22 protein-coding genes are annotated in these 22,382 nt (G+C 42.1%); 9 read left to right on the forward strand and 13 right to left on the reverse strand.

All coding sequences use genetic code 11. From position 1 onward, the window contains the following. Complete coding sequence (locus F957_RS04985; protein ID WP_016540799.1) at positions 1-408, forward strand: DNA polymerase III subunit chi; 408 nt, start codon at positions 1-3, stop codon at positions 406-408. A gap of 35 nt (positions 409-443) precedes the next feature. Continuing rightward, a complete protein-coding gene (blhA, locus tag F957_RS04980; RefSeq protein WP_016540798.1) occupies positions 444-1,070 on the forward strand; it encodes a cell division protein BlhA in 627 nt (208 codons plus the stop codon). Positions 1,071-1,113: 43 nt separating this feature from the next. Here the strand turns inward: blhA and F957_RS04975 are convergent, their stop codons facing one another. The 7 genes from F957_RS04975 to glnK all read right to left on the reverse strand — a co-directional run bounded on the left by F957_RS04975 (position 1,114) and on the right by glnK (position 7,970). Then, positions 1,114-1,773, reverse strand: a complete 660-nt coding sequence (locus tag F957_RS04975) for a riboflavin synthase (RefSeq protein WP_005240240.1) — start codon at positions 1,771-1,773, stop codon at positions 1,114-1,116. Between the two features lie 151 nt (positions 1,774-1,924). Continuing rightward, positions 1,925-2,764 (reverse strand): MIP/aquaporin family protein, encoded by an 840-nt coding sequence (locus F957_RS04970; protein ID WP_016540797.1) that lies wholly within the window; start codon positions 2,762-2,764, stop codon positions 1,925-1,927. A 398-nt stretch (positions 2,765-3,162) separates the two neighbouring features. Beyond that, positions 3,163-4,455, reverse strand: coding sequence for a DNA adenine methylase (locus tag F957_RS04965; RefSeq protein WP_016540796.1), 1,293 nt, complete (start codon positions 4,453-4,455; stop codon positions 3,163-3,165). Continuing rightward, positions 4,452-5,552, reverse strand: a complete 1,101-nt coding sequence (ribD, locus tag F957_RS04960; RefSeq protein ID WP_016540795.1) for a bifunctional diaminohydroxyphosphoribosylaminopyrimidine deaminase/5-amino-6-(5-phosphoribosylamino)uracil reductase RibD — start codon at positions 5,550-5,552, stop codon at positions 4,452-4,454. Before ribD ends, F957_RS04965 begins: the two co-directional genes overlap by 4 nt. 12 nt (positions 5,553-5,564) lie before the next feature. Further along, a complete protein-coding gene (gene nrdR / locus F957_RS04955; protein WP_004656377.1) occupies positions 5,565-6,029 on the reverse strand; it encodes a transcriptional regulator NrdR in 465 nt (154 codons plus the stop codon). Positions 6,030-6,154: 125 nt separating this feature from the next. Next, on the reverse strand, positions 6,155-7,564 hold the full coding sequence (locus F957_RS04950; protein WP_016540794.1) for an ammonium transporter: 1,410 nt from the start codon (positions 7,562-7,564) through the stop codon (positions 6,155-6,157). A 67-nt stretch (positions 7,565-7,631) separates the two neighbouring features. Next, entirely contained in the window at positions 7,632-7,970 is a 339-nt protein-coding gene (gene glnK / locus F957_RS04945; protein WP_004656379.1) for a P-II family nitrogen regulator, read from the reverse strand. A 275-nt stretch (positions 7,971-8,245) separates the two neighbouring features. On the opposite strand from glnK, the gene F957_RS04940 reads away from it, so the two are divergent. Together F957_RS04940 and F957_RS04935 are read left to right on the forward strand one after the other, a co-directional pair. Then, the gene (locus F957_RS04940; protein WP_004656380.1) at positions 8,246-8,473 is read left to right on the forward strand and encodes an accessory factor UbiK family protein; all 228 of its coding nucleotides are present in this window, start codon (positions 8,246-8,248) and stop codon (positions 8,471-8,473) included. A 69-nt stretch (positions 8,474-8,542) separates the two neighbouring features. After that, positions 8,543-10,030 carry a YifB family Mg chelatase-like AAA ATPase gene (locus F957_RS04935; RefSeq protein ID WP_016660506.1) on the forward strand — a complete coding sequence of 496 codons (1,488 nt, stop codon included), beginning with the start codon at positions 8,543-8,545 and terminating at the stop codon, positions 10,028-10,030. A 40-nt stretch (positions 10,031-10,070) separates the two neighbouring features. On the opposite strand, the gene F957_RS04930 is transcribed toward F957_RS04935, so the two are convergent. After that, complete coding sequence (locus F957_RS04930; protein WP_016540792.1) at positions 10,071-10,859, reverse strand: TorF family putative porin; 789 nt, start codon at positions 10,857-10,859, stop codon at positions 10,071-10,073. A 397-nt stretch (positions 10,860-11,256) separates the two neighbouring features. Between F957_RS04930 and F957_RS04925 the strand changes: the two genes are divergently transcribed. Beyond that, a complete protein-coding gene (locus tag F957_RS04925) occupies positions 11,257-12,021 on the forward strand; it encodes a sulfite exporter TauE/SafE family protein (RefSeq protein WP_016540790.1) in 765 nt (254 codons plus the stop codon). A gap of 104 nt (positions 12,022-12,125) precedes the next feature. On the opposite strand, the gene F957_RS04920 is transcribed toward F957_RS04925, so the two are convergent. Next, entirely contained in the window at positions 12,126-12,899 is a 774-nt protein-coding gene (locus tag F957_RS04920) for a TorF family putative porin (protein ID WP_016540789.1), read from the reverse strand. A gap of 741 nt (positions 12,900-13,640) precedes the next feature. Here F957_RS04920 and F957_RS04915 point away from each other — a divergent pair. Then, on the forward strand, positions 13,641-14,933 hold the full coding sequence (locus F957_RS04915) for an OprD family outer membrane porin (protein WP_016540788.1): 1,293 nt from the start codon (positions 13,641-13,643) through the stop codon (positions 14,931-14,933). Between the two features lie 102 nt (positions 14,934-15,035). On the opposite strand, the gene ppa is transcribed toward F957_RS04915, so the two are convergent. Together ppa and F957_RS04905 are read right to left on the reverse strand one after the other, a co-directional pair. Further along, positions 15,036-15,563 carry an inorganic diphosphatase gene (gene ppa, locus F957_RS04910; RefSeq protein ID WP_004656389.1) on the reverse strand — a complete coding sequence of 176 codons (528 nt, stop codon included), beginning with the start codon at positions 15,561-15,563 and terminating at the stop codon, positions 15,036-15,038. Between the two features lie 115 nt (positions 15,564-15,678). Next, positions 15,679-16,077, reverse strand: coding sequence for an MAPEG family protein (locus F957_RS04905; RefSeq protein ID WP_004802081.1), 399 nt, complete (start codon positions 16,075-16,077; stop codon positions 15,679-15,681). Between the two features lie 150 nt (positions 16,078-16,227). Between F957_RS04905 and F957_RS04900 the strand changes: the two genes are divergently transcribed. Further along, a complete protein-coding gene (locus F957_RS04900; protein WP_016540787.1) occupies positions 16,228-16,623 on the forward strand; it encodes a hypothetical protein in 396 nt (131 codons plus the stop codon). A 76-nt stretch (positions 16,624-16,699) separates the two neighbouring features. Here the strand turns inward: F957_RS04900 and F957_RS04895 are convergent, their stop codons facing one another. Beyond that, complete coding sequence (locus F957_RS04895) at positions 16,700-18,379, reverse strand: long-chain-fatty-acid--CoA ligase (protein WP_016540786.1); 1,680 nt, start codon at positions 18,377-18,379, stop codon at positions 16,700-16,702. Between the two features lie 156 nt (positions 18,380-18,535). Further along, entirely contained in the window at positions 18,536-20,755 is a 2,220-nt protein-coding gene (gene parC / locus F957_RS04890) for a DNA topoisomerase IV subunit A (RefSeq protein ID WP_016540785.1), read from the reverse strand. Positions 20,756-21,032: 277 nt separating this feature from the next. Between parC and F957_RS04885 the strand changes: the two genes are divergently transcribed. Beyond that, positions 21,033-21,539 carry a PAAR domain-containing protein gene (locus F957_RS04885; protein WP_016540784.1) on the forward strand — a complete coding sequence of 169 codons (507 nt, stop codon included), beginning with the start codon at positions 21,033-21,035 and terminating at the stop codon, positions 21,537-21,539. Beyond that, the gene (locus F957_RS04880) at positions 21,529-22,278 is read left to right on the forward strand and encodes a hypothetical protein (RefSeq protein WP_016660507.1); all 750 of its coding nucleotides are present in this window, start codon (positions 21,529-21,531) and stop codon (positions 22,276-22,278) included. Before F957_RS04885 ends, F957_RS04880 begins: the two co-directional genes overlap by 11 nt. The last annotated feature ends 104 nt before the right edge of the window (positions 22,279-22,382 follow it).

A 22,382-nucleotide genomic window follows, 5' to 3' on the forward strand; every position in this document is an offset into this window, starting at 1 on the left:
ATGGCGCAAATCAGCTTTTATTTATTTGAAAACAGTACTGAACGGCAAGTCGAAAGTGCTTGCCGTTTATGTCGGAAAATTCTGAATCAGCATCCTCATATCTGGTGGTATTGTGCAGATTCAGACTTGCAAACTGAACTGGACGAGATGCTTTGGAAATTTGATCCAGTCAGTTTTATCCCACATGGAATCGATCAAGCGACGAGTCCAGTCTGTATTTCGGCAGAACTTCCCCCATCCAATGATTGGATCGTGTTTAATTTTAACAATCATGCACTTGAACAGACTCAAGATTTTCGCCACATTATCGAGATTATTGAAAATAATGAAGCTGCGAAACAAATCGGGCGGGAAAAATTTAAAATGTATCGTCGTTTAGGTATTGAACCTCGAACCTTTAAATTATAAATCAGCAACCAAGAACATCATTTGAGGAGTGTGTTGTGGCATTAAATGTAGGTCAGGACTTTAAAAAACGTTGGTTAAATGCACCTGAGGCTGTCCGTCAGACCTATCAGGACGATTTAGCACGTATCTGCGATCTGCTGTTACCACAAACCCCAATTCAAACATGGACCCAACATGAAGAGAATGCCCAGCAGCGTTCTCAACAACGGATAGATCAAGCTTATGCAGACCTCAAAGCAGAGCTGATTGAACAAGCGCGGATTCGTAAACAACTGGCTTTGGAAAAGGCATTAGAGGAGAAGCGTGCAGCAGAAGCCGCCTATGCAGCGCAACTGCAAGCCGATGAAGCCCGTCAATTCCAACAACAGACCGAAAATCTACTGGCACTACGGGGTCATATTGATCAGGAGATTGCTCAACAGACTGAACGTTATCAAACCAATCCAGAACAGCCAAGTGTGGATTATGCACGAGGTCAAAGTGTGGTGATTGATGATCAGCAGATTCTATCGGAGCTGGAAAGTGTGCGTGTCCGATTGGAACTCGAAGCTGAAGGTTTAATTGAGCAAGCGGTAACCGTGTTTAGAGCCAAATTGCACGCCCTTGCGCAAGATGAAATTGACTATATCTTGAAAAACAGTGAATTTTCAGATGAGAAATAATAAAAAAGCCCAGTTTTAACTGGGCTTTTTTACGCTTGCTGTTTTATTTTAAAAAACCATTTTCAGCTAAAAAAGCCATACTGATATTGGATTCGGTTTTTTGCTCTGCGGCCTTATCACCTAACAGTAAACGCTCGATATAACGCGCCAGTACATCCACTTCCAAATTGACTTTGCTGCCGACTTGCCACGTGCCGATATTGGTACGTTCTGCAGTATGCGGAATTAAATTCAAGCTTAAAATATTGCCACGCAAATGGTTAATGGTCAGACTAATTCCATCGACCGTGACTGAGCCTTTTTCAGCTAAATATTTGGCTAACTCAACAGGAGCTGTCACTTCAAAGTAGAGTGAACGGGCATCATGACGCACTAAGCTAATTTCACCTAAGCCATCGACATGGCCACTGACAATATGTCCACCAAAACGTGTGGTGGGTAGCATCGCTTTTTCGACATTGACCGCTTGGCCGACTTTCCACTGACCCAGTGTCGTTCGGTTTAAACTCTCCCGCGAAACATCAGCCGCATACCAGTTCTCGCCCCATTCAATCACAGTCAGGCAGATCCCATTGGTGGCAATCGAATCACCCAAATGTACATCAGACATATCCAAATCAGTTTGAATACGCAAACGAACGTCGCCACCTACACTTTGTAGGCTCTCAACCTTACCTAAACTTTCAATAATGCCTGTAAACATGGGAGTTTCAACCTATCTTTATGCCGTATAGCGCACTGTAAAGAAGATACCTTAAAGCAAAGAACTGGAGATAACAAGGCATCTACAGTGCAAACGCAGGCAAATAAAAAGGGCCATCTACCGATCGCCCTTTTTAAGATTCATCTGGTCTTTATTGCATTTCAGACACTTGTTTTTCAGCCGTCGCTTTGACTTCGACTTTTTGATTCAGCAAGAAATGGCTAAAGAACAGTTTATAGCCAAGTACGCCCAAGCAAGCGCCAACGATCGGTGCAATAATCGGAACAATGAAATACGGGATATCACGACCACCTGTAAATGCAACAGGCCCCCAACCCGAGAAATAAGCCACAATCTTTGGACCAAAATCACGTGCAGGGTTCATGGCAAAGCCCGTTAATGGGCCAAAAGAAGCACCAATCACGGCCACTAACAAGCCCACCAAGATCGGTGCCAAAGCGCCACGGGGCAAGCCATTGCTGTCATCACCAATCGCCATAATCAACCAGAGTAGCAACATGGTGATAAACATTTCCACCATAAAAGCCTGCCCAATCGAGAGTAAATGATGTGGATAGGTCGAGAAAATCCCTGCTAGTTCCAGACTTTCGACACTGCCACGTACCATGTGATGAGTCTGTTCATAATCCACAAATAAATTGCTATATAACCCGTATACCAGCAGTGCACCTGTTGCTGCGCCAGCCACTTGAGCAATAATATAGAATGGGACTTTACGCTTATCGAAACCAGCAAAAAGTGCCAATGCGATGGTCACCGCAGGGTTGAGATGAGCGCCTGAGATCCCAGCCGATAAATACACCGCCAAGGCAACAGCCAAACCCCAGACAATACTGATTTCCCACAAACCTAAACTCGCCCCTGCCAGTTTAAGTGCAGCCACCACACCAATACCAAATGATAAAAAAATTGCGGTAGCAAAAAATTCAGCTACACATTGCCCCAATAAGGTGGGTTCCGAGCGACTCATAACAACCTCTCTTGGTCATCGCTGCAAATAGGCAAGACCCTAAATTAAGCTCGGCAAACTATAGTTATTTTTAAAACCGGTCAATATTTTTTGGTAATTTTTTGAACGATTGATAAAAATAATATCAGCTTAAAACAAGAGGATTAAGACCGTCAAAGCCTCCAACAAAAACAATGTAAGACATTGTTAAAAATAATGATTTAAAAATTATCACACAAAAATTTATCAAGCAAATGAGATACTACAGCATAGCTAAAAGTGTCAAAATTTGCTGTATTTTTATTATAAAAACAAGTAGTTATCCCGAAAACCGATTCCCACCATCTATTTATCCGATACAGCACTAAAACTGGATACAAAAACGCCACTTTGTGATGCAAAGTGGCGTTTGATTGAATCTACCAGAGGGCCAGTTGAGTACTGTTGCCGGTAGTATCGACACCGCCCAATTCGGCAAAGTGATATAACTGCCCAAGCAACTGTCGTAATGGCGGACCAGACTTGGCATGGGTATCGGTAATCACGATAAACTCAAGTACACGTGCACGATCTGATTGACGCTGTTTACTCACCCGATAACGCGGAACATCTTGAGTCAATAAAGTCACTTTGCCCCGCTTTAAGTTGGCAGTCAGCAAGTCTTTCGGCTCAATATTTCCATCCGTTGAATAACTGGTCAAAATATAGCGCGCATTAATAGTTCCCAATAACTTTTCATAGGCTTCTTTGGCATATTTTGACGAGTTATATGGACTCGGACGTTCTTTGCGCCATGCCCGATCAATCCCGCTCTTAAAGCCTTTGGTATCAGGTGAAGGTAAATCCACCTGATCCCATAGGGTCAGTGCATTGAGTACATGATAATTACTGCTATACGCATGTTGGTTATACGGCGGGTCTAGATAGGCCACATCGACCTCAAAACCACTCATTTGATTAGCAAGATGCTGCGCATCCACACACCACATTTCAGCAGCAGGACGTTTAGGATCACCTATTTCACAGAAGCGACTCGGTGTCAGCCACAAGAGCGATTCAATTCGTTCTAGCGCCGTTTGGGTACGCCCCCCCCAGCCTTGATGGAAGCTTTTAAAGACCCCACTGGTATTGCTGACAAAGCTTGCCGAATACAGCAGTGGCGCCAACAAGGCACTCATTTCCACATCATTGATTGCGCCCTGTGCCTGCCATGTTGCAATCTGCTGACGGATTGCATCAATACGCATGCCGTTGCGGCGTTTGAAGAATAAACGGTCACGGGCAGGATCATAAACATCATCATTACGCGGACATAGGTTGTGCGTAACCCAGCCTTTCACTTCAGGCAAACGGTTCAGGTAATCAATGGCTTTTTGATAGCCACCCAATTCTTTAAAAGCAGGTGCATCGACACAAGCCAAAATGGCGTGGTTGAGTGCATGGCTATACGGTTCCCAGTCATTGGCAATCACACGATAACCATTCTGACGTGCCAAACGCGAGACAACACCACTCCCAGCAAAGAAATCCGCGAAAATCGGTGGATTCTTTTTTTTGCTGTTCAGTGTGCCTGTAATCTCAAGTGCTTCTAAAATCAGATGAAGCAGTCGACGCTTATTGCCCAGATAAGGCACTAACTGATGAAAAAGATATTCATCAGTCGTACGTGCGGCATGACGACGTTTGTGATAAACCGATGGTTCTGGATTCATATCATCTCTTGGATAGGGAGCAATCTTAGGCGAATGTCTTGCCCAAGTTGGGTTACATCGACCAACTCGAAACGCAGTTGCTCTGCCATTTGGCTAAATTCAGCATTGAACATCGCACGGGCAGATTGGCCGAGTAAAGTAGGTGCAACATAACTAATCATTTCATCAACCAAACCTTGTTGTAAAAAGGCGGTCGATAAGGTTGCACCAGCCTCAACCAATACATCATAAATTTGGTACTGTTGAGTTAAGGTCTGCAATAATTGATTTAAAGCTTGCGGTCGCAATTGTATCACGCCTATATCTGCAAGTTCTTGACGAAATGGTGTCATCACCATGACAGTTTCGGGATTTTGTAAAATCTTGGCACTCAGCGGAAGTCGTCCTTGGCGGTCCAGCACAATCCGTTTGGGTTGAACCACCGTGCTCAGCTCAATCCCGTCTAAGGCACGTACGTTCAATTCACAATCATCAGCCAAAACCGTTTGAATCCCAGTAATGACTGCACCTGAAATGGCGCGCCAGTGCTGTACATCTTGGCGAGCGGGTGTACCCGTAATCCATTTTGACTCCCCAGATGCCATCGCAGTACGACCATCCAAGCTAGAAGCGATTTTTAAACGCACATAAGGCAGGCCCGTTGACATGGCTTTTAAAAAGCCCATGTTGAGCGTTTTTGCTGTTTCAGCACAAACACCCGTTTCAACCTCTATGCCTGCAGTTTGTAAAATCTGGACGCCTTTACCTGCCACCAAAGGATTTGGATCTGAACAAGCCACCACCACTTTCTTCACTTGAGCTTTGACCAACGCCTCGGCACAAGGGGGTGTTCGACCATAATGCGCACATGGTTCCAAGGTTACATACGCAGTTGCACCCTGAGCATTGTCTCCCGCTTGACGTAAAGCAAAGACTTCGGCATGCGGTTGGCCTGCTTTAGGGTGGTAGCCCTCGCCAATCAATTGTCCATCTTTGACGAGGACACAACCGACATTCGGATTCGGCTTGGTCGAATACTGCCCTCGTCGAGCCAAGGCTATCGCCTGTTGCATCCAGTACTGTTGTTCAGATAAGTGATCTTGGGTAAGTTCAGACATGGTTTCTCTAATTTAAGCTTCGTTTTCACGTTGTTGCATTTGTTCAATCTGGTGACGAAATGCTTCTACGTCTTGGAAATCTTGATAGACCGAGGCAAACCGAACATAGGCAACATGATCCAAGGCAAATAAAGCCTGCATCACGATTTCACCAATGGTTCTGGACTTGACATCACGTTCGCCCAATCGGCGAATCTGCGATTGAATATCACTGAGTACAGTTTCAATTTGTTCTTGCGTAACTGGGCGTTTTTGCAAGGCATGCATCAGAGAACGGCGCAATTTTGCCTCATCAAACGGCTCATTTTTACCGTCAGATTTAATCACTCGTGGCATCACCACATCATAACTTTCAAAGGTGGTAAAACGCTCTCCACAAATGACACACTCACGACGACGACGAATCTGACAGCCTTCGGCAGCCAAACGCGAGTCTATGACTTTACTATCAGCGGCGTTACAAAATGGACAATGCATAGTGGCGTGATTATTTACTCTCTTTGCTTAAGTGTAGCAAAGTTTCTGCAATTGCAGAACCAGTCGTCTAAAGCCATAAAAAAACAGCCCGATGGGGCTGTTTTCTAAATCGCATGTTGTGCCAATTATTCGATACGTTCGCCATGTTGGCTTAGGTCAAGACCCATACGCTCATCATCAGCGCTAACACGGATACCAATTACCAAATCAATCACTTTCAGGATAATGAAGGTCACAATTGCGCTATAGGCGATTGTTGCTAGTACACCTTCAATTTGTACCCACAATTGGCCCATAAATGTTGGAGCAAGTGCAACATTTGCCGCTTTGATGATTTCATCGCTATAGAAGATTCCAGTTAGAATCGCACCAACAATACCACCGACTGCGTGTAAACCAAATGCATCCAAGGCATCATCCGCTTTAAGCAGGCGTTTCAGTGCAGTAATCCCCCAGAAACAGACCACACCACCGATCAGGCCCATGATTAAGGCACCGCCAACACCAACGAAACCAGCTGCAGGTGTGATTACAACCAAACCAGCGACTGCACCTGAAGCACCACCAAGTACCGATGCCTTACCACGAATTAGACGTTCTACAATCAACCAAGAGAATGCAGCAGCAGCGGCAGCAACTTGAGTCACTAAGATGGCCATACTTGCACGTGCACCCGCACCTAAAGCACTACCACCGTTAAAGCCGAACCAACCCACCCAAATCAAGCTCGCACCGATCACAGTTAAAGTCAGGTTATGCGGTGCCATCGATTCACGGCCAAGACCCGTACGTTTACCTAACATATAAGCAGCAACCAAACCTGCAACACCTGCGTTGATATGCACAACGGTACCGCCAGCAAAGTCTAATGCACCTGCTTTGAATAACCAACCATCAGCTGCCCAAACCCAGTGAGTAATTGGTGCATACACCAAGATCACCCAAACTGCGATAAATGCCATGAACGCTGAATATTTCATACGATCAGCAATCGAACCACTAATGATCGCAACAGTAATGATGGCAAAGGTCATTTGGAAAACAACAAATAAACTTTCAGGAATTGTGCCGCTCAAGGCATCAAATGCAACCCCATTCAGCAGCGCTTTGCTCAAGTCGCCGACATAAGCGCCTGTACCAGAGAAAGCCAATGAGTAACCGACAATCACCCAAATTAAACTAACCAAGATGGCCGCAGAAAGGCTGAACATCATGGTGCTGAGGACGTTTTTCTTACGAACCATACCCCCATAAAACAGCGCTAAACCAGGAATAGTCATCAACAGAACCAGTGCTGTTGAAACAAGAACCCAAGCTGTATCGCCGGTATCGACTGTCGCAGTAGCGGCTGGAGCAGCCTCTTCAGCAGCAGGTGCTTCAACGGCAACAACTTCCGTTGTCGCAGCACCTGTATCTGTAACTACAGCTACAGTTTGTTCAGTTGCCGGGGTTGATGCAGCATCTTCTGCCCAAACCACCGCTGAACCACCTAAGAGTGCGCCAGATAGACTGAGCGCCATAAGCATTTTTTTCATTCGTGTCCCCCAACCTTATTTTGTGAGCTATATCTCTTATTTCTAACTCAGCAAAGTTTGTGCCAATTTAGACAGCATCTGGCCCAGTTTCACCCGTACGAATACGGATCACTTGCTCTAAATTCGTGACAAAGATTTTTCCATCACCAATTTTGCCTGTGCTTGCGACACGAGTAATCGATTCAATGACGGCATCAACCATTTCATCACTAATTGCAATCTCAATCTTCACTTTCGGTAAGAAATCAACCACATACTCTGCACCACGATACAGTTCTGTATGCCCTTTTTGACGTCCGAAACCTTTGACTTCGGTTACGGTAATCCCTTGAACACCAATTTCAGAGAGTGCTTCACGCACATCATCCAATTTGAATGGTTTTACAATTGCAGTTACAAGCTTCATGTTTGTTTTCCTTCGGCTTATTTTCACCAGTAAGGTTTTATGTTCAATTTTCATGCCAATATTTAAAGGTTGGGGGTTTTTAAATATTGAGCACAAGCTTTCTTTATAACCTATTTAGCCTGCAAGATGTAGATAGTGCATCGAAAATAAGTTTCATTTCGCGATATTGAATGAAATCAGAGAGTCACTCATCCTTCTGTCCCGAACTGTGCTAGAGGATTGCTTGCAGCAGTGATACACTGGGCAGCAAATATACATAACCTATTGAGCACTTTATGATTGAGACTCTTTTACAGGCAATTTTGCAGCAAGTTGATCAACCTAAAAAAGATTTAGAAAAAAACTTACGTGCCTTATTGAATGAAAGTATCGAAAAACTAGACCTTGTCTCTAAACAAGAACTCGACCGTCAAAGAACTGCACTGAATACAGCCAATCAGCGCCTCTCTGAGCTGCAACAGCAGATGAAAATTTTAGAAGAAATCGTTCAGAACAAAAAATAAGCACCAATTCGGTGCAATCAGCACCGAAAAATGATTAAAAATAAAGCACCACAATGGAACAATAATAAGATGTCTTTTGCCAAGATTTATACACGAGGCTTATTGGGGCTACATGCCCCGCAAATCGAAGTTGAAGTCCACATCAGTTCAGGTTTGCCTTCACTCACAATTGTCGGTTTACCCGAAGCGGCAGTCCGCGAAAGTAAAGATCGTGTCCGTTCAGCCATCATTAATAGCGGTTTTCAGTTTCCAACCAAGCGCTTAACCATTAATTTAGCGCCTGCGGATTTACCTAAAGATGGTTCCAGACTCGACTTACCGATTGCACTCGGTATTCTGATTGCATCAGGTCAATTAGCCGAAAACTGCACCGAAGGTTTTGAATTTATAGGTGAACTGGCGCTGGATGGACACTTACGTCCCATCTCTGGGGCTTTAACCATTGCGATGGCCTGCCAACAGGCACAACATCGCTTATTACTGCCAACTGCAAATTTGGATGAAGCCAATCAGTTGCCAGAATTTGAAGTCTATGCTGCCGATCATCTACAAGCGGTTTGTGCACATTTTTCGGGCAATTCCCAGATTCAAGCTGCACCACAAAGAACAACCGCAGCCGCCTCCTCTTATCAATTTGATCTTGCCGATGTAAAAGGACAGCTCCGCCCGCGGCGTGCTTTGGAAATTGCTGCCGCAGGCGGACACTCTTTATTATTTAAAGGGCCACCGGGGACTGGAAAGACCCTGTTAGCTTCACGACTGCCCTCTATTTTGCCTCCGCTCAATGCACGTGAGAATCTTGAAGTCGCCAGTATTTACTCGGTTGCCAACGCATCACATACTTTTGGACAACGACCCTTCCGAGCCCCGCACCATACTGCCTCCGCAATTGCTTTAGTCGGCGGTGGTTCTCAGCCTAAACCCGGCGAAATTACCTTAGCGCATTTAGGGGTGCTATTTTTGGATGAATTACCCGAATTTGATCGCAAGGTGCTTGAGGTACTGCGCCAACCACTGGAATCCAAAGAAATCGTGATTTCACGTGCGGCACGACAGATGACTTTTCCTGCAAATTTTCAATTTATTGCAGCGATGAATCCCTGCCCATGTGGTTATGCCTTTAATCAGGATAGCCGTTGCCAATGTTCGCCAGACAGCATTCAACGTTATCAAAACCGAATTTCAGGACCTTTATTAGACCGTATTGATTTGCACATTGATGTGCCACCCTTACAGGCACAAGAATTACAGGATCGAAGCCCAACCGAAAACTCTGACACGGTTCGACAACGTGTCATCCATGCATATGAAAAACAGATCCAAAGACAAGATTGTTTAAATCAGGCGCTCTCTCCTCAATTATTGGAACAGCATGCCTTATTAGATGACAGCTCGACCAAAATTATTGAAATGGCACAACAGCGGCTCAACCTTTCTGCTCGTGCCTATCATCGGGTATTAAGAGTGGCTCGAACCATTGCAGATTTAGCTGAAAGTGAACTCATCAGTAGCAGTCATATCACTGAAGCCTTGTCCTATCGCAGTCAGCAAAGCTAAAAAGCGACCTTGAGGTCGCTTTTTTATGGCTCAGGCCCAGTTAGAAGGCATAACCTAAAGCTAACACCACTTTATTCTTTTGTTTGGTTTCATCACGAGTATAGCCGCCAAAAATATAATCCAGACTCCACGTTGCGCCAGTATTGCCCAATGGGTGCGATAAACCTAGCGTTGCATGGCGGAAGGCAAAATCGGTTTTGGTCACATCGCCAGCTTTGGCTTGGTAAGCCAGATATTCATCGTCGTCGCCATAATAATAAGCTGCAACTTGCGCTTTAGCAGTAAAGCCCCCTGCCAGTTTTGGCGCATAGGTCGCCAAGAAATAGGTATCGCCCTTATTTCCGAAGGTGACGTTATTTAATAAAGTCTGTGCGGTAATACTAAAATCTTTATAGCTCAAACCCAAGATGGTTTCATAACCTGTCGATTCCCAACCTGGATAATAGTAATAAATCGTTCCTCCAATTTGATAACCGAGATCTTCAGTAATTTTGCCTTTATAGCCCGCGTAAAAATCGTTTTCGAAAGATTTCTTCTCTTCCTTCACATCAGTGGGTGAAGTGTTAAAGTCTGCATAAGCGGCGGTTAAAGTTGAAAACCAATAACCCAAATAAAATCCACTGTCATGACTATAATCCAGCCCACCTTGAACTGCGGGTGTATCACTTTCTGGTGAGTTGGTCATCCCACGTAAATTGTAGCTTGATACCACATTGACATTCCCCGTCACAGTGCCTGGAAAAGGGAGTTTGCTCTCCTCAGCCAAACTTAATGTTGATGCTGTGGTCAGCATTCCAAGTACCGCAGCCTTACATGCAAATTTCATCATATTGGTCTCCCCCTATATTTTAGATACTCAATTGATTTCTAAGCTTTAAATTGCATCACCAGCTATTTAGCAAATGCTGTGCCAAGCTTAAACAATAAATAAATAGCAATAAAATCAATGAATAAGAAAACACAAAGTGAAACTTTGAGTTTATAACGACATTTGAACTGTAAATCTTGCAACCAAAATGAGCTATTGATGCTCGACATAGCGCACAAAAAGCACTGTTTTAGCCGAGCAAAGAACTTTCATGCATTCAAACCTTTATTATCAATCTGCATAAAAAAACAACAAAACTAAGCAAGCGATGTTTTAATCATTCGGTTAGATTCTGATTTAAAACACTGAATAAAGTACATACAACAACATCATTTTTTCCACAGATTGGCTGATTTTTATGATTGATCAAACCGCCCTATTTATTTTAGGACTCTTTGCCTTCTGTGGGGGTCTGATCGATGCCGCAGTAGGTGGTGGCGGTTTAGTCCAAATTCCGGCGCTGTTACATGCCTTGCCTCAACACAATATCGCAACCGTTTTTGGCACCAATAAATTAGCAGTTTGGGCTGGAACCACCGCCTCATTTTTTAGATATGTACATAAAATTAATTTTGTCTGGAAGCTGCTGATTCCCACCATGCTTGCGGCATTTATATGTGCATTTGCGGGTGCAATGACAACGGCCCATGTTCCAAAGCAGCTCATGAGCTATGTGGTTTTCTGTTTACTCATTCTGATGGCCATTTATACTTTTTTAAAGAAAGACTTAGGAGCGCGCAGTAGCTATGTGAAATGCGGGCATAAAGAAATCTCTCTGGGCATCTTTTTTGGCGGGTTGATTGGATTCTATGATGGTGTTTTTGGGCCAGGTAGCGGTAGCTTCCTGCTTTTTCTGTTTGTAAAGGTTTTCGGCTTTGATTTTCTCAATGCCTCGGCATCGGCCAAAATCGTGAATATTGGCACCTTTAGTTCAGCACTTTTATTTTTTATTCCCACAGGTCATGTGCTCTGGCAAATCGGTTTAATCGTTGCCTTGTGCAATGTGCTGGGTTCCTTCGCGGGTGTTTTTCTGGCATTGCGTTATGGTAGCCAATTTATCCGATGGTTTTTTCTGATCCTGCTCGTTTTTCTCATTTTAAGAATGGGATTCTCTCTCTTTTAAATCGGTCATAAAGTACAGAACCCAAACGAGCCAGTTACCAAGTGTATAAAATAAAAAAGCCAGCATGGTGACTGGCCTTTTATGATGCTTTGATAGACCGAAACTTAGAAAGCTTTGGTTAAGGTAAATACTGCGCCAGTCTCTGTACCACGTTTATACGGTTGGAAATCTGCATCAATATTAGTGCCGACCGCAGCAAGCTCAGCGGTTAAACCCGATACTGATTTGACGCTATAAGTCACACCAACTTTCCAATCAACATAGTTGTCATCTTCACCATCTGTATCGCTAAAGTCGTAGTTATCCACTTTGGTATAACCTACACTCGCAACACCACCAAATCCTGTATCTGCAAACGGAATATTATAAGTGGCATTGACATACCAACCATTTTCATCCAAACCAGCAAAATCATTGGTATAGTTCAAACTCCCCAATAGACTATCACCAGATGCCAAGACATTTTTAAAGCCTAATTTTGCATAGAGCTCTAACCAGTTAGAATCTGATGAACTTGGATAACCGTAGTACCATAAACCTACATCTAAAGTTGGTTTACTGGCAAAAGGAAGTTCCGTCGCATAACCGACATAAGGGTCAAGCTCTAAATGAGTTGGGTTATCCGCACTGAAATGTACATTTGAAGCCCATACGCCCGCATATAAACCAGATGAATGTGTCAATGCAAAACCACCTTGCACTGCAGGATCACCCTCAGTTTGTGTAATACCACGATAACGATAATCTGTCGTTAACGCAGCAGTTCCAGAAAAGCTAAGGCCGTATTGAGATAATGTATTAGTTTCTTCCGCCATAGCAAAAGTCGAAGTCACTGCACAAATACTCAACGCGATCGCTTTACATGCAAATTTCATCATATTGATCTCCCCCATGATGGATATTCGACTGATTTATGTTTTAAATTGCATCGCAAAGTAATTAGCAATTGCTGTGCCAACTTTAGAAAAAGTACGTCAAATCTCGATTCCGTTCCATAAAAGTGCCGATACAACAATATCAATGCCTCCGAATTGCGCTTTGTCAGGAAATCTTTTTATTTTTTGAGCGATTTCAAGGCAACAGAAATTTTAAGTACTTTTTTTGCACAAAAAAGAGGCATATCTATAAAAACAAAATCACTCGAAATGCTTAAAAGATCGGCGTTATGCCGTAAAAAGCAGCAATGTTCTATAAAGGTGCATAAACGAAAAACTTAAATCAACCTGAAGCGCTGTAACTATTGAATTGGTCAGTCACTTGTCATTCGTCGGGATGTCATTTTTTGCAAACCGATAAGATTATTTTTTAAACAAAGAAAAAATAACTCATTCAATAAAAAGAAAAAATACAGCAATAAATCACATATTTTTATAAAAATAAATCAAAAAATAAACAGCTCACTTTACAACCAAAATAAAACAAATTAATCATTAAAAACATATGTTTAAATTTATTTTGGTGACTTTTTAAACGAGAAACAAATCATAAAATTATATAAGTATTTTATTTAATAATAATTAAATTATTTTAATAAAAATCTATCTTTTTTACGCATAACTTATACAATTGGTCAAAATTTCGGTCTTATCCCAAATTTATTTTTTTTAATGAGGCGAGCTATGCCAAAGGCAAATAAACTTACTTTAGCGGTTTTGATTAATGCCGCGTTAATTACCTCAACATATGCAAGCGAACAAAGCGAAGCAAAAGGACTTGTTGAAGATGCCAAAGGGGATATTTTATTCCGTACTGGTTATTTAAATCGTGACAAAAAGAATGGTGTCGAAGACACAAGTTCATATGCTCAAACGGCAATGGTGAAACTGGAAACTGGTTTTACTCAAGGTTTAGTTGGCTTTGGTGTGGGTGTTATTGGTGACGGCTCTTTTAAATTAGGCTCAAACAATAATGCTGGTAACGGCATGATCCCACGTGAACGCTTAAATGGTAAAGACAATACTGGCGATACCTATGATCATTGGGCACGTGGTGGCGGTTTTGTAAAAGCACGTATTTCAAATACAACCGTGACTTATGGTACCCAAATTTTAGACATCCCTGTCTTAGCCAGCAATACCACACGTTTGGTTCCTGAATACTTTGAAGGTGTGTTAGCTACCAGTCGTGAGATTGATGGTTTAGAATTAACTGCGGGTAAATTCACCAAAGATCAATATTCAGATCAAATCAATACTGATGGTCGTCGTCTCGACCGTGCAGTGGTTTGGGGTGCGAAATACAAATTTGATGACAACTTAAATGCAGCTTATTTCGGCTTAGACAGCAAAGATAAGTTGGATCGTCATTATATCAATGTGAACTATAAGCAAGCATTAGACAAAAACAGTGGTTTGACTTATGACTTAAGCGCATACCATACCAAGTGGGATGAAAAAGGCAGTACGTATTCAAGTACAACTGATGATTTGTCTAATCGTAAAAATACCATTTGGGCGCTTTCTACAACGTATAACACAGGTCCGCACAGTGTGATGTTGGCTTACCAACAAAACAATGGCAATACCGGTTATGACTATGGTGAGAATGCTGATGGTGCACAAAGTATCTATTTGCCAAACTCTTACCTGTCTGACTTCATTGGTAACAGTGAAAAATCTGCACAGCTTCAATATAACGTCGATTTTGGTAGCTATGGCGTTCCAGGTTTAAGCTGGACCACTGCGTATGTTTACGGTTGGGACATCAAAGTTAAGAACTTGACTGACAATGCCAAAGAACGTGAATTCTTTAACCAAGTGAAATACACCGTTCAATCTGGTTTTGCTAAAGACGCAAGCTTACGTTTACGTCATTCTTACTACCGTGCAAGCGATGAATATCAAACAAATGCCTACATTGGTGACACCAACGAATGGCGTATCTGGCTTGATATTCCTGTGAAATTATTCTAATTCACAGTTGATCAAGCAATAAAAAAAAACTCCATTCGAATGAATGGAGTTTTTTTTATGACCAAGCTTTAAAAATTTCAAGCTTGGCTCAGCATTTCAAAGTTACTTTTTAGCCGCTTCGATTGCTTTAAGTACTTCTGCTTTCGCAACGTCAGCACCTTCCCAACCACTGATTTTTACCCACTTACCAGGCTCTAAATCTTTGTAGTGAGCAAAGAAATGCTCAACTTGGCTAATCAATAACGGTGGAAGATCCGTATATTCTTGAACATCTTTATACAGTGGAGATAATTTTTCGTGTGGAACCGCGATGAGTTTCGCGTCGATACCACCGTCATCTTCCATTTTCAATTTACCGACTGGGCGGCAACGAATCACAGAACCAGCAGCAACAGGGTGTGGAGTTACAACAAGTACGTCTAATGGGTCACCATCTTCAGACAATGTATTTGGCACATAACCGTAGTTTGCTGGGTAGAACATTGCTGTACCCATGAAACGGTCTACAAATAACGCATCTGAATCTTTATCGATTTCATATTTGATTGGCGCTGCATTTGCAGGAATTTCAATGATGACATAGATGTCGTTTGGTGCGTCTTTACCCGCAGGAATATTGCTATAGCTCATATCAACACTCGTTTAATATTGTGAAGTCAGATGTAAATCGGACAGATTATAACGTGAATACAATGAAAATGATGCTAGATATATATACAGCTGGAGAATTTTATAGCCAGTAGTATTAGGTCATTTTGATGGTAATCACGAACAGTAAAATTGGACAAAGCAGAGAGAAAAACCAGATGATGGAACGTAATGTCGCAAGATTGGCTAAATAACAGATCCCATAAATCACACGAAATACAATATAGGCCCAGCCGAGGGTCAGAATAAAGCGTTCTGGTACCACCATATATTCAGCCATCAGGATTGCAGCGATAAACAAAGGCAGGCTTTCAAAACTGTTTTGCTGTACTGCATTGGCACGTGCCGACAAGCCCGTGGTTTTGGCTAAAAACTCACGCGGATTTTGATTATCTTTTGCTTGAAAACCACCTTTTGATTTCGCAATCAAGGTAAACACATACGGCAACAAACATGCGACTATAATCATCAATATAATGCCGCTAATACCTTGCATGCTGAGATCCATCATTTGAAGTTCTTCTGATCATGCTATCATAATCTATAATTTATTGAACTTTCATTTATGCTTGTTCTACAAGCGTTTCTTTTACACCGCGTTTTTGTGTAAAAGTTGTGTTTTTTCATACAGTTTTAAGGTCAAACTATGCAACAGCAAGATCAAAAAGAAATGTTTGATGTTTTGGCACAGCAACGACAACATCAGCTTTTGGTTGATCGTGTCTTGAAAGTCGTGCTCCCAATCATGGCATTTTTACTCAGTGTGATTTGTGCCAATCTGAATTGGCAGTCAACTCTGGGGACATTTGTGATTCTAACAGTGGCCTTTTATGCTGTTGGTATTTATCGCTTAACACTCTGGCACTGGCTCGCAGTGATTGTGCTATATGCTGTTGCCGATAATTATTTTAGCTTTAATGGCATTGACCCAACCCGTTTACGCTTTCAATTGGCCACTATGGTGGTATTTGTCGGCATTGTTGGAATCGGACGTCCTTATATCGACCGTTGGTTAATGAAATCAAATAATAGTACTAAATAAATCCAAATAAAAAAGCGCCGCAATTGCGGCGCTTTTCAAGTACCTCCCTTTTTTAAAGGGAGGCTAGGTGGGATTCTTAAGCGGGTTTACGTAAATCTTTACGTAAGATTTTACCTACGTTAGATTTCGGTAATTCTTCCATAAACTCAACATAACGTGGGCACTTGTAGCCTGTTAGGTTTTGTTTTGCATAAGCAATAATTTCTTCAGTGGTTAAAGATGGATCTTTTTTCACAATGAATAATTTTGGCACTTCACCTGATTTTTCATCTGGAACGCCAATTGCAGCCACTTCCAATACTTTTGGATGCTTCGCAATCACTTCTTCAATTTCACTTGGGTAAACGTTAAAACCAGACACCAAGATCATGTCTTTCTTACGGTCAACAATCTTCACATAACCACGTGAATCCATCACACCGATATCACCCGTACGGAAGTAATTGTCAGCCGTCATCACTTTCGCAGTTTCATCTGGACGATTCCAATAACCCTTCATCACTTGTGGGCCACGGATCGAGATTTCACCTTGTTCACCCAGTGCAACTTCGTTACCGTCATCATCCAAAATCGCAACTTCAGTTAATGGCAATGGGATACCAATCGTGCCACTGAATTCAGTTGTTGCAGGTGGATTCGCTGTTGCAACAGGCGAAGTCTCAGATAAACCATAACCTTCGATAATGGTTGTACCTGTGATCTTTTTCCATGCTGCTGCAGTCGATGGCAATACTGCCATACCACCGCCCATCGCCATCTTCAGATTGCTATGGTCAAGCTGTTTGAATTCTTCGTTATTCACCAAAGCATTAAACAAGGTGTTTACCGCTGGGAAGAATGAAGGTTGATATTTACGTAACTCGCCAACCACTGCTGGTAAATCGCGAGGATTCGGGATCAAGATATTGGCTTGACCTTTGTACATACCGTAAAGCGCACACACCATGAATGCAAAGATGTGATACAGCGGTAATGCACAAACAATGCGATCACCTTTAGCACTATCAGAAGCACCAAACTTACTTGAGAAAATCGCTTCACACTGCAGTAAGTTCGCGACAAGGTTACGATGCGTCAGTTCTGCACCTTTAGAAACACCTGTGGTACCACCCGTGTATTGGAGGACCGCAGTATCGCTTAAGGTTAAGCTTGGACGTTTATAATTGCTTGGATTGGCTTTATTTAATGCAGCATTAAATTTGGTATGGCCTGGGATATTCCATGCAGGAATTTGCTTACGTACTTTACGTAAAACGAAGTTGACCAGTGTCCCTTTTAAGGTACCCAACATATCACCCACAGAAGCCACCACAACATGCTTCACAGGTGTTTTACCAATAATGCTTTGATAAACGCTGGCAAAGTTTTCAATGATCACCAACGCTTCAGCACCCGAGTCATTCAATTGATGCTCAAGCTCACGCGCTGTGTACAGTGGGTTTACGTTTACAAGCACTAAACCTGCACGGAACACACCTAAAGCCACCACTGGATATTGGAAAACGTTCGGCATCATCACCGCAACACGAGTTCCTTTTGCTAAACCTAAGCTTTGTAAATAAGCAGCGAATTTACGGCTAGCGACTTCTAATTCATTAAATGTTAAAACTTTATCCATGAAGATAAAGGCATCGCGTGAACCAAATTTTTGGAAATTGCGTTCAAAAATATCAACAAGTGAGGTGTTTTCAGCAGGCAGTTCAACTGTTTCTGGAATTCCTGTCTTTTGGTATTCAGCAAACCAAATCTTTTCCATAATGCCATTATCTCCGAGTGGTAATCCTTAAAAATGTAACAACGTTACGTCCATGACAAAACATTTTTTTTAACTTTTTGAATTGCCCTGTCAATCTATTCAAACAATATGAATACATTGCCATATATAACGTATTTGTATCACAGAATACTAGCCTTATCTCTGAATGAAGAGTCTATTTGCTTTTTGATATCCACGTGGTAAAAGTTGCCCCTTTGTTGCTCTTTTTCCTAGATATTTTTGGAGATCGTCCCCTTTCAGTTTTAGATGCTGTTGTCCTGCAGCGACTTGGATTATTTCATCTAAACTCAGGGTTGTCATGGATAAAATTTGCTCTTTTTCATCAAGTTGTATCAACTTGTTACCTTTACCTTTATTCAGAACAGGAAGTTCTGCTAAATCAATAATCAGTAAACGCCCTGATGAACTGAGGATCGCAACATGGCTTGCTTGCTGGATCGGAAGCAGTGGTAAAGCTGTTCCCTTATCTGCAACCGTCAAGAATGCCTTACCGGCTTTGGCATTGGTATCCAATTGTGCAGCTTGGGTTTTAAAGCCATAACCTTTAGAACTGACCGCAAGTAATTCATTATTATCGTCATCAATAAAGACTTGGATAAATGAAACCCCACTGGCTGGAGACAGTTTAGAACTAAGCGGCTCACCTAAACCACGCGCTGACGGTAAGCTGCTAATTGGCAAGGCATAACTACGCCCAGTTTCATCCAAGAAGTACACTCGTTGATTGGTTTTACCGACTGCATGACTTAAATACTGGTCGCCAGCTCGGAAGTTAAGATTAGCAGCATCCACTTCCGCACCTTTGGCTGCGCGGACCCAACCTGCTTCCGACAACACCACGGTCACCGCTTCGGCTGGCATTAAATCTTGTTCTTTAATCTGTACCGCATCTGCACGGACCACGATTGGTGAACGGCGATCATCACCAAATTTTTTCGCATCTTCTTTTAATTCCCCGATAATCAAATTTTTCAATGATTCTGGATTTGCCAATTGCTCACGAATAATGGCAGCTTTGGCTTCCAGTTCTTCTTGCTCACGGCGAATTTCCATTTCTTCAAGTTTGGCTAAATGGCGAAGCTTGAGTTCTAAAATGGCTTCAGCTTGAATTTCATCAATACCAAAATGCTGCATCAATACAGGTTTTGGCTGGTCTTCTTCACGAATAATCCGAATCACAGTATCAATATCTAGGTAGGCAATTAAAAGACCTGCCAAGATATGTAAACGCTTTTCAATTTTGGTTAAATGGTATTGCAAACGACGCGTTACCGTTTGCTTACGAATCTCAATCCACTCTAACAAGATTCGGCGAATCGATTTCACCTGTGGACGACCATCCGCCCCAATCATGTTCAGGTTCACGCGATAGCTGGATTCTAAATCCGTGGTTGCAAATAAGTGACTCATCACCGTTTCTGCATCGACACGGTTAGAACGCAGTACAATCACCAAACGGGTTGGGTTGCGATGATCAGATTCATCTCGAATATCTGCCACCAGTGGCAACTTCTTGGCAATCATTTGATCGGCAATTTGAGTCACAACTTTTGAACCAGAAACCTGATAGGGCAATTCGCTAATCACGATTTCATTTTTCTCGACCGTATACACTGCTCGAACACGATAGCTACCACGACCTGTGGTTTGAATTTTCAGTAATTCTTCAGGCGGCGTAATAATCTCGGCTTTGGTCGGTAAATCTGGTGCAGGAATATATTCTGCTAATTTTTCATCAGTGGTTTCAGGATTGCGAATCAGTGCAATCGTACCCTTCACCACTTCACGCAAGTTATGTGGCGGGATATCGGTTGCCATCCCCACCGCAATCCCCGTGGTACCGTTCAATAAAATATTGGGAATACGTGCAGGTAAGGTGATGGGCTCTTTCATCGAACCATCAAAGTTATCCTGCCATTCGCTGGTGCCCTGTCCGAGTTCGCTCAGTAATAACTCACTATAAGCCGAAAGTTTAGCTTCGGTATAACGCATGGCCGCAAATGATTTTGGGTCATCAGGTGAACCCCAGTTGCCCTGACCTTCCACCAATGGGTAACGATAGCTAAATGGCTGTGCCATCAATACCATCGCTTCATAACAGGCTGAGTCACCATGTGGATGGTATTTACCGAGTACGTCACCAACGGTACGTGCCGACTTTTTCGGTTTACCGGTCGACTTTAAACCCAGCTCGCTCATCGCATAGACAATACGGCGCTGTACAGGTTTTAAGCCATCACTGATATGGGGCAATGCACGATCCATAATCACGTACATGGCATAGTTCAAGTAAGCCTGCTCAGTGAATTCGGCTACGGAACGGTTTTCTGTTGCATGATGTGCAAGGCTGGTCATTTCAGCGAGTCATCCAAAATCATTTATTATCGTCAATGTTTTGTATGCTATGTGGATGCAGGCGTTGTGACAAGCCCTTGTTGTTGTTTAAACGTCAAATGGTGTCTTGTTGGTTAAGGCATAACTTCTTTTCTAGACATTCTGTAATTCCATCAATGCGCCACCTCTGTATATAAAAAGTAAAAAATATTAACAAAGCCATGAACCCCAACTATTATTAAGAATAATTTAATTCTTTTTTTATATTAAATTTAAAAAAAAGAACAGGAATCAAAAAATGAGAGCATTTGGAGTTAATGGATCAACGACAAATCATGGTGGTTTTGTACAAGCAACACAACAAAGGAGTTCCTTCAATGGACAATTATTTTTAAGGGCTGGGGATGGCTTTTTTTGTCCACGTTGCAAATGCTGGTCAACCTTATTAAAAAGTAATGACCATGTCATCTTTGATGGTATCGCGGTTGCCTTTGTGGGTGATTTATTTTCCTGTGGCGCTTCTTTACAACCCAAACAAAGTTATGTCATTGGCGATGCAGGCGGCGCACCATGCCCATCAGCATTTCGAGCAGAATCCTCACAACGCTACTCTGGTCAATTTCAACTTATCAATGAAGATGATCAACAACCACTTGCCAATGTGAAATATGTCATTGAACTTGCAAGTGGTGAAAAAATCCAAGGGACAACCGATGCTTCAGGCCATACGCATAAATTAAATGAAAAAGAACAAGCTGAAGGAATCAGCATAAGAATAGAAGAGTCTGATGATCATGGTTACTAAAAACGAATATCGCACAACAACCAAACAAAATGCTCAGGTTGAGCAGGTCAAAATGAATTTGCCTGTTCGTTTAATGATGATTGGTGGCGCAGTTAAAGCTAGTGATAATTCAGCTTTTAATTTCGCTTCCAAGAATGTAGCTTCCGATTATAAAAATGATCTACCAGTCAAAAAATTTCAAATAAGTAATGGAGCAAAGACAATAGTTTCAGCAATAGCCAGCCAGTTGACCAATACAATCCAATCTTTGGATATTTTCTGTCACGGAGACCCCGATGGTATCTACTTTATCATTGGCTCATCTTTGGAGAAGAATGTTGAAAATACCGTCAAAAATCAACTTGCTTCAAACCTATATATTTCAAAGTTTCAAGCCATCTACAAAGGCTTTGATAGGAAAGAAAATAAAATAAAAAATCAATATGCAATTTCGGATTTAAACCTAAAAGCTTTTACTAATGAGTCCAAAGTTGAGATACATGGATGCAATACAGGTTCTGGCGAAAATTGCTTTGCCTCAGAGTTTTCTAAGCAGCTCTATAATGCAGGTAAATTAAAAAGTGTTGTAATTGGTCATGCATCCAAAGCAAATCCAAACATTGATGGTACAACCTCTATTAAAGAACAAGATTATCGGCATGGTATTCGAATAATTTTCCATAATGGAAAAGCCATTAAAAAAGTGACAAGTTCAGGTAGAATATCTGCTGATATTATAAGATCAGCTTTAGGAAACTAATTTATGGAAAATATAGACCATTGGATTAATATTTATAGTATATTTTTTTCTATCTCCATTCTTTCAGTTGCATTTAACCTCTCACTTTGGGTTAAAGATGTTGT

Origin of the sequence: Acinetobacter gyllenbergii CIP 110306 = MTCC 11365, assembly GCF_000413855.1 — a bacterium.
GTDB classification, from domain to species: domain Bacteria; phylum Pseudomonadota; class Gammaproteobacteria; order Pseudomonadales; family Moraxellaceae; genus Acinetobacter; species Acinetobacter gyllenbergii.

Bases quoted from the DNA above. Each gene is read 5' to 3' on its own strand.
- F957_RS04985 (WP_016540799.1), top strand. From the start codon at position 1: ATGGCGCAAATCAGCTTTTATTTATTTGAAAACAGTACTGAACGGCAA.
- F957_RS04975 (WP_005240240.1), bottom strand. From the start codon at position 1,773: ATGTTTACAGGCATTATTGAAAGTTTAGGTAAGGTTGAGAGCCTACAA.
- F957_RS04970 (WP_016540797.1), bottom strand. From the start codon at position 2,764: ATGAGTCGCTCGGAACCCACCTTATTGGGGCAATGTGTAGCTGAATTT.
- F957_RS04965 (WP_016540796.1), bottom strand. From the start codon at position 4,455: ATGAATCCAGAACCATCGGTTTATCACAAACGTCGTCATGCCGCACGT.
- ribD (WP_016540795.1), bottom strand. From the start codon at position 5,552: ATGTCTGAACTTACCCAAGATCACTTATCTGAACAACAGTACTGGATG.
- nrdR (WP_004656377.1), bottom strand. From the start codon at position 6,029: ATGCATTGTCCATTTTGTAACGCCGCTGATAGTAAAGTCATAGACTCG.
- F957_RS04950 (WP_016540794.1), bottom strand. From the start codon at position 7,564: ATGAAAAAAATGCTTATGGCGCTCAGTCTATCTGGCGCACTCTTAGGT.
- glnK (WP_004656379.1), bottom strand. From the start codon at position 7,970: ATGAAGCTTGTAACTGCAATTGTAAAACCATTCAAATTGGATGATGTG.
- F957_RS04940 (WP_004656380.1), top strand. From the start codon at position 8,246: ATGATTGAGACTCTTTTACAGGCAATTTTGCAGCAAGTTGATCAACCT.
- F957_RS04935 (WP_016660506.1), top strand. From the start codon at position 8,543: ATGTCTTTTGCCAAGATTTATACACGAGGCTTATTGGGGCTACATGCC.
- F957_RS04930 (WP_016540792.1), bottom strand. From the start codon at position 10,859: ATGATGAAATTTGCATGTAAGGCTGCGGTACTTGGAATGCTGACCACA.
- F957_RS04925 (WP_016540790.1), top strand. From the start codon at position 11,257: ATGATTGATCAAACCGCCCTATTTATTTTAGGACTCTTTGCCTTCTGT.
- F957_RS04920 (WP_016540789.1), bottom strand. From the start codon at position 12,899: ATGATGAAATTTGCATGTAAAGCGATCGCGTTGAGTATTTGTGCAGTG.
- F957_RS04915 (WP_016540788.1), top strand. From the start codon at position 13,641: ATGCCAAAGGCAAATAAACTTACTTTAGCGGTTTTGATTAATGCCGCG.
- ppa (WP_004656389.1), bottom strand. From the start codon at position 15,563: ATGAGCTATAGCAATATTCCTGCGGGTAAAGACGCACCAAACGACATC.
- F957_RS04905 (WP_004802081.1), bottom strand. From the start codon at position 16,077: ATGCAAGGTATTAGCGGCATTATATTGATGATTATAGTCGCATGTTTG.
- F957_RS04900 (WP_016540787.1), top strand. From the start codon at position 16,228: ATGCAACAGCAAGATCAAAAAGAAATGTTTGATGTTTTGGCACAGCAA.
- F957_RS04895 (WP_016540786.1), bottom strand. From the start codon at position 18,379: ATGGAAAAGATTTGGTTTGCTGAATACCAAAAGACAGGAATTCCAGAA.
- parC (WP_016540785.1), bottom strand. From the start codon at position 20,755: ATGACCAGCCTTGCACATCATGCAACAGAAAACCGTTCCGTAGCCGAA.
- F957_RS04885 (WP_016540784.1), top strand. From the start codon at position 21,033: ATGAGAGCATTTGGAGTTAATGGATCAACGACAAATCATGGTGGTTTT.
- F957_RS04880 (WP_016660507.1), top strand. From the start codon at position 21,529: ATGGTTACTAAAAACGAATATCGCACAACAACCAAACAAAATGCTCAG.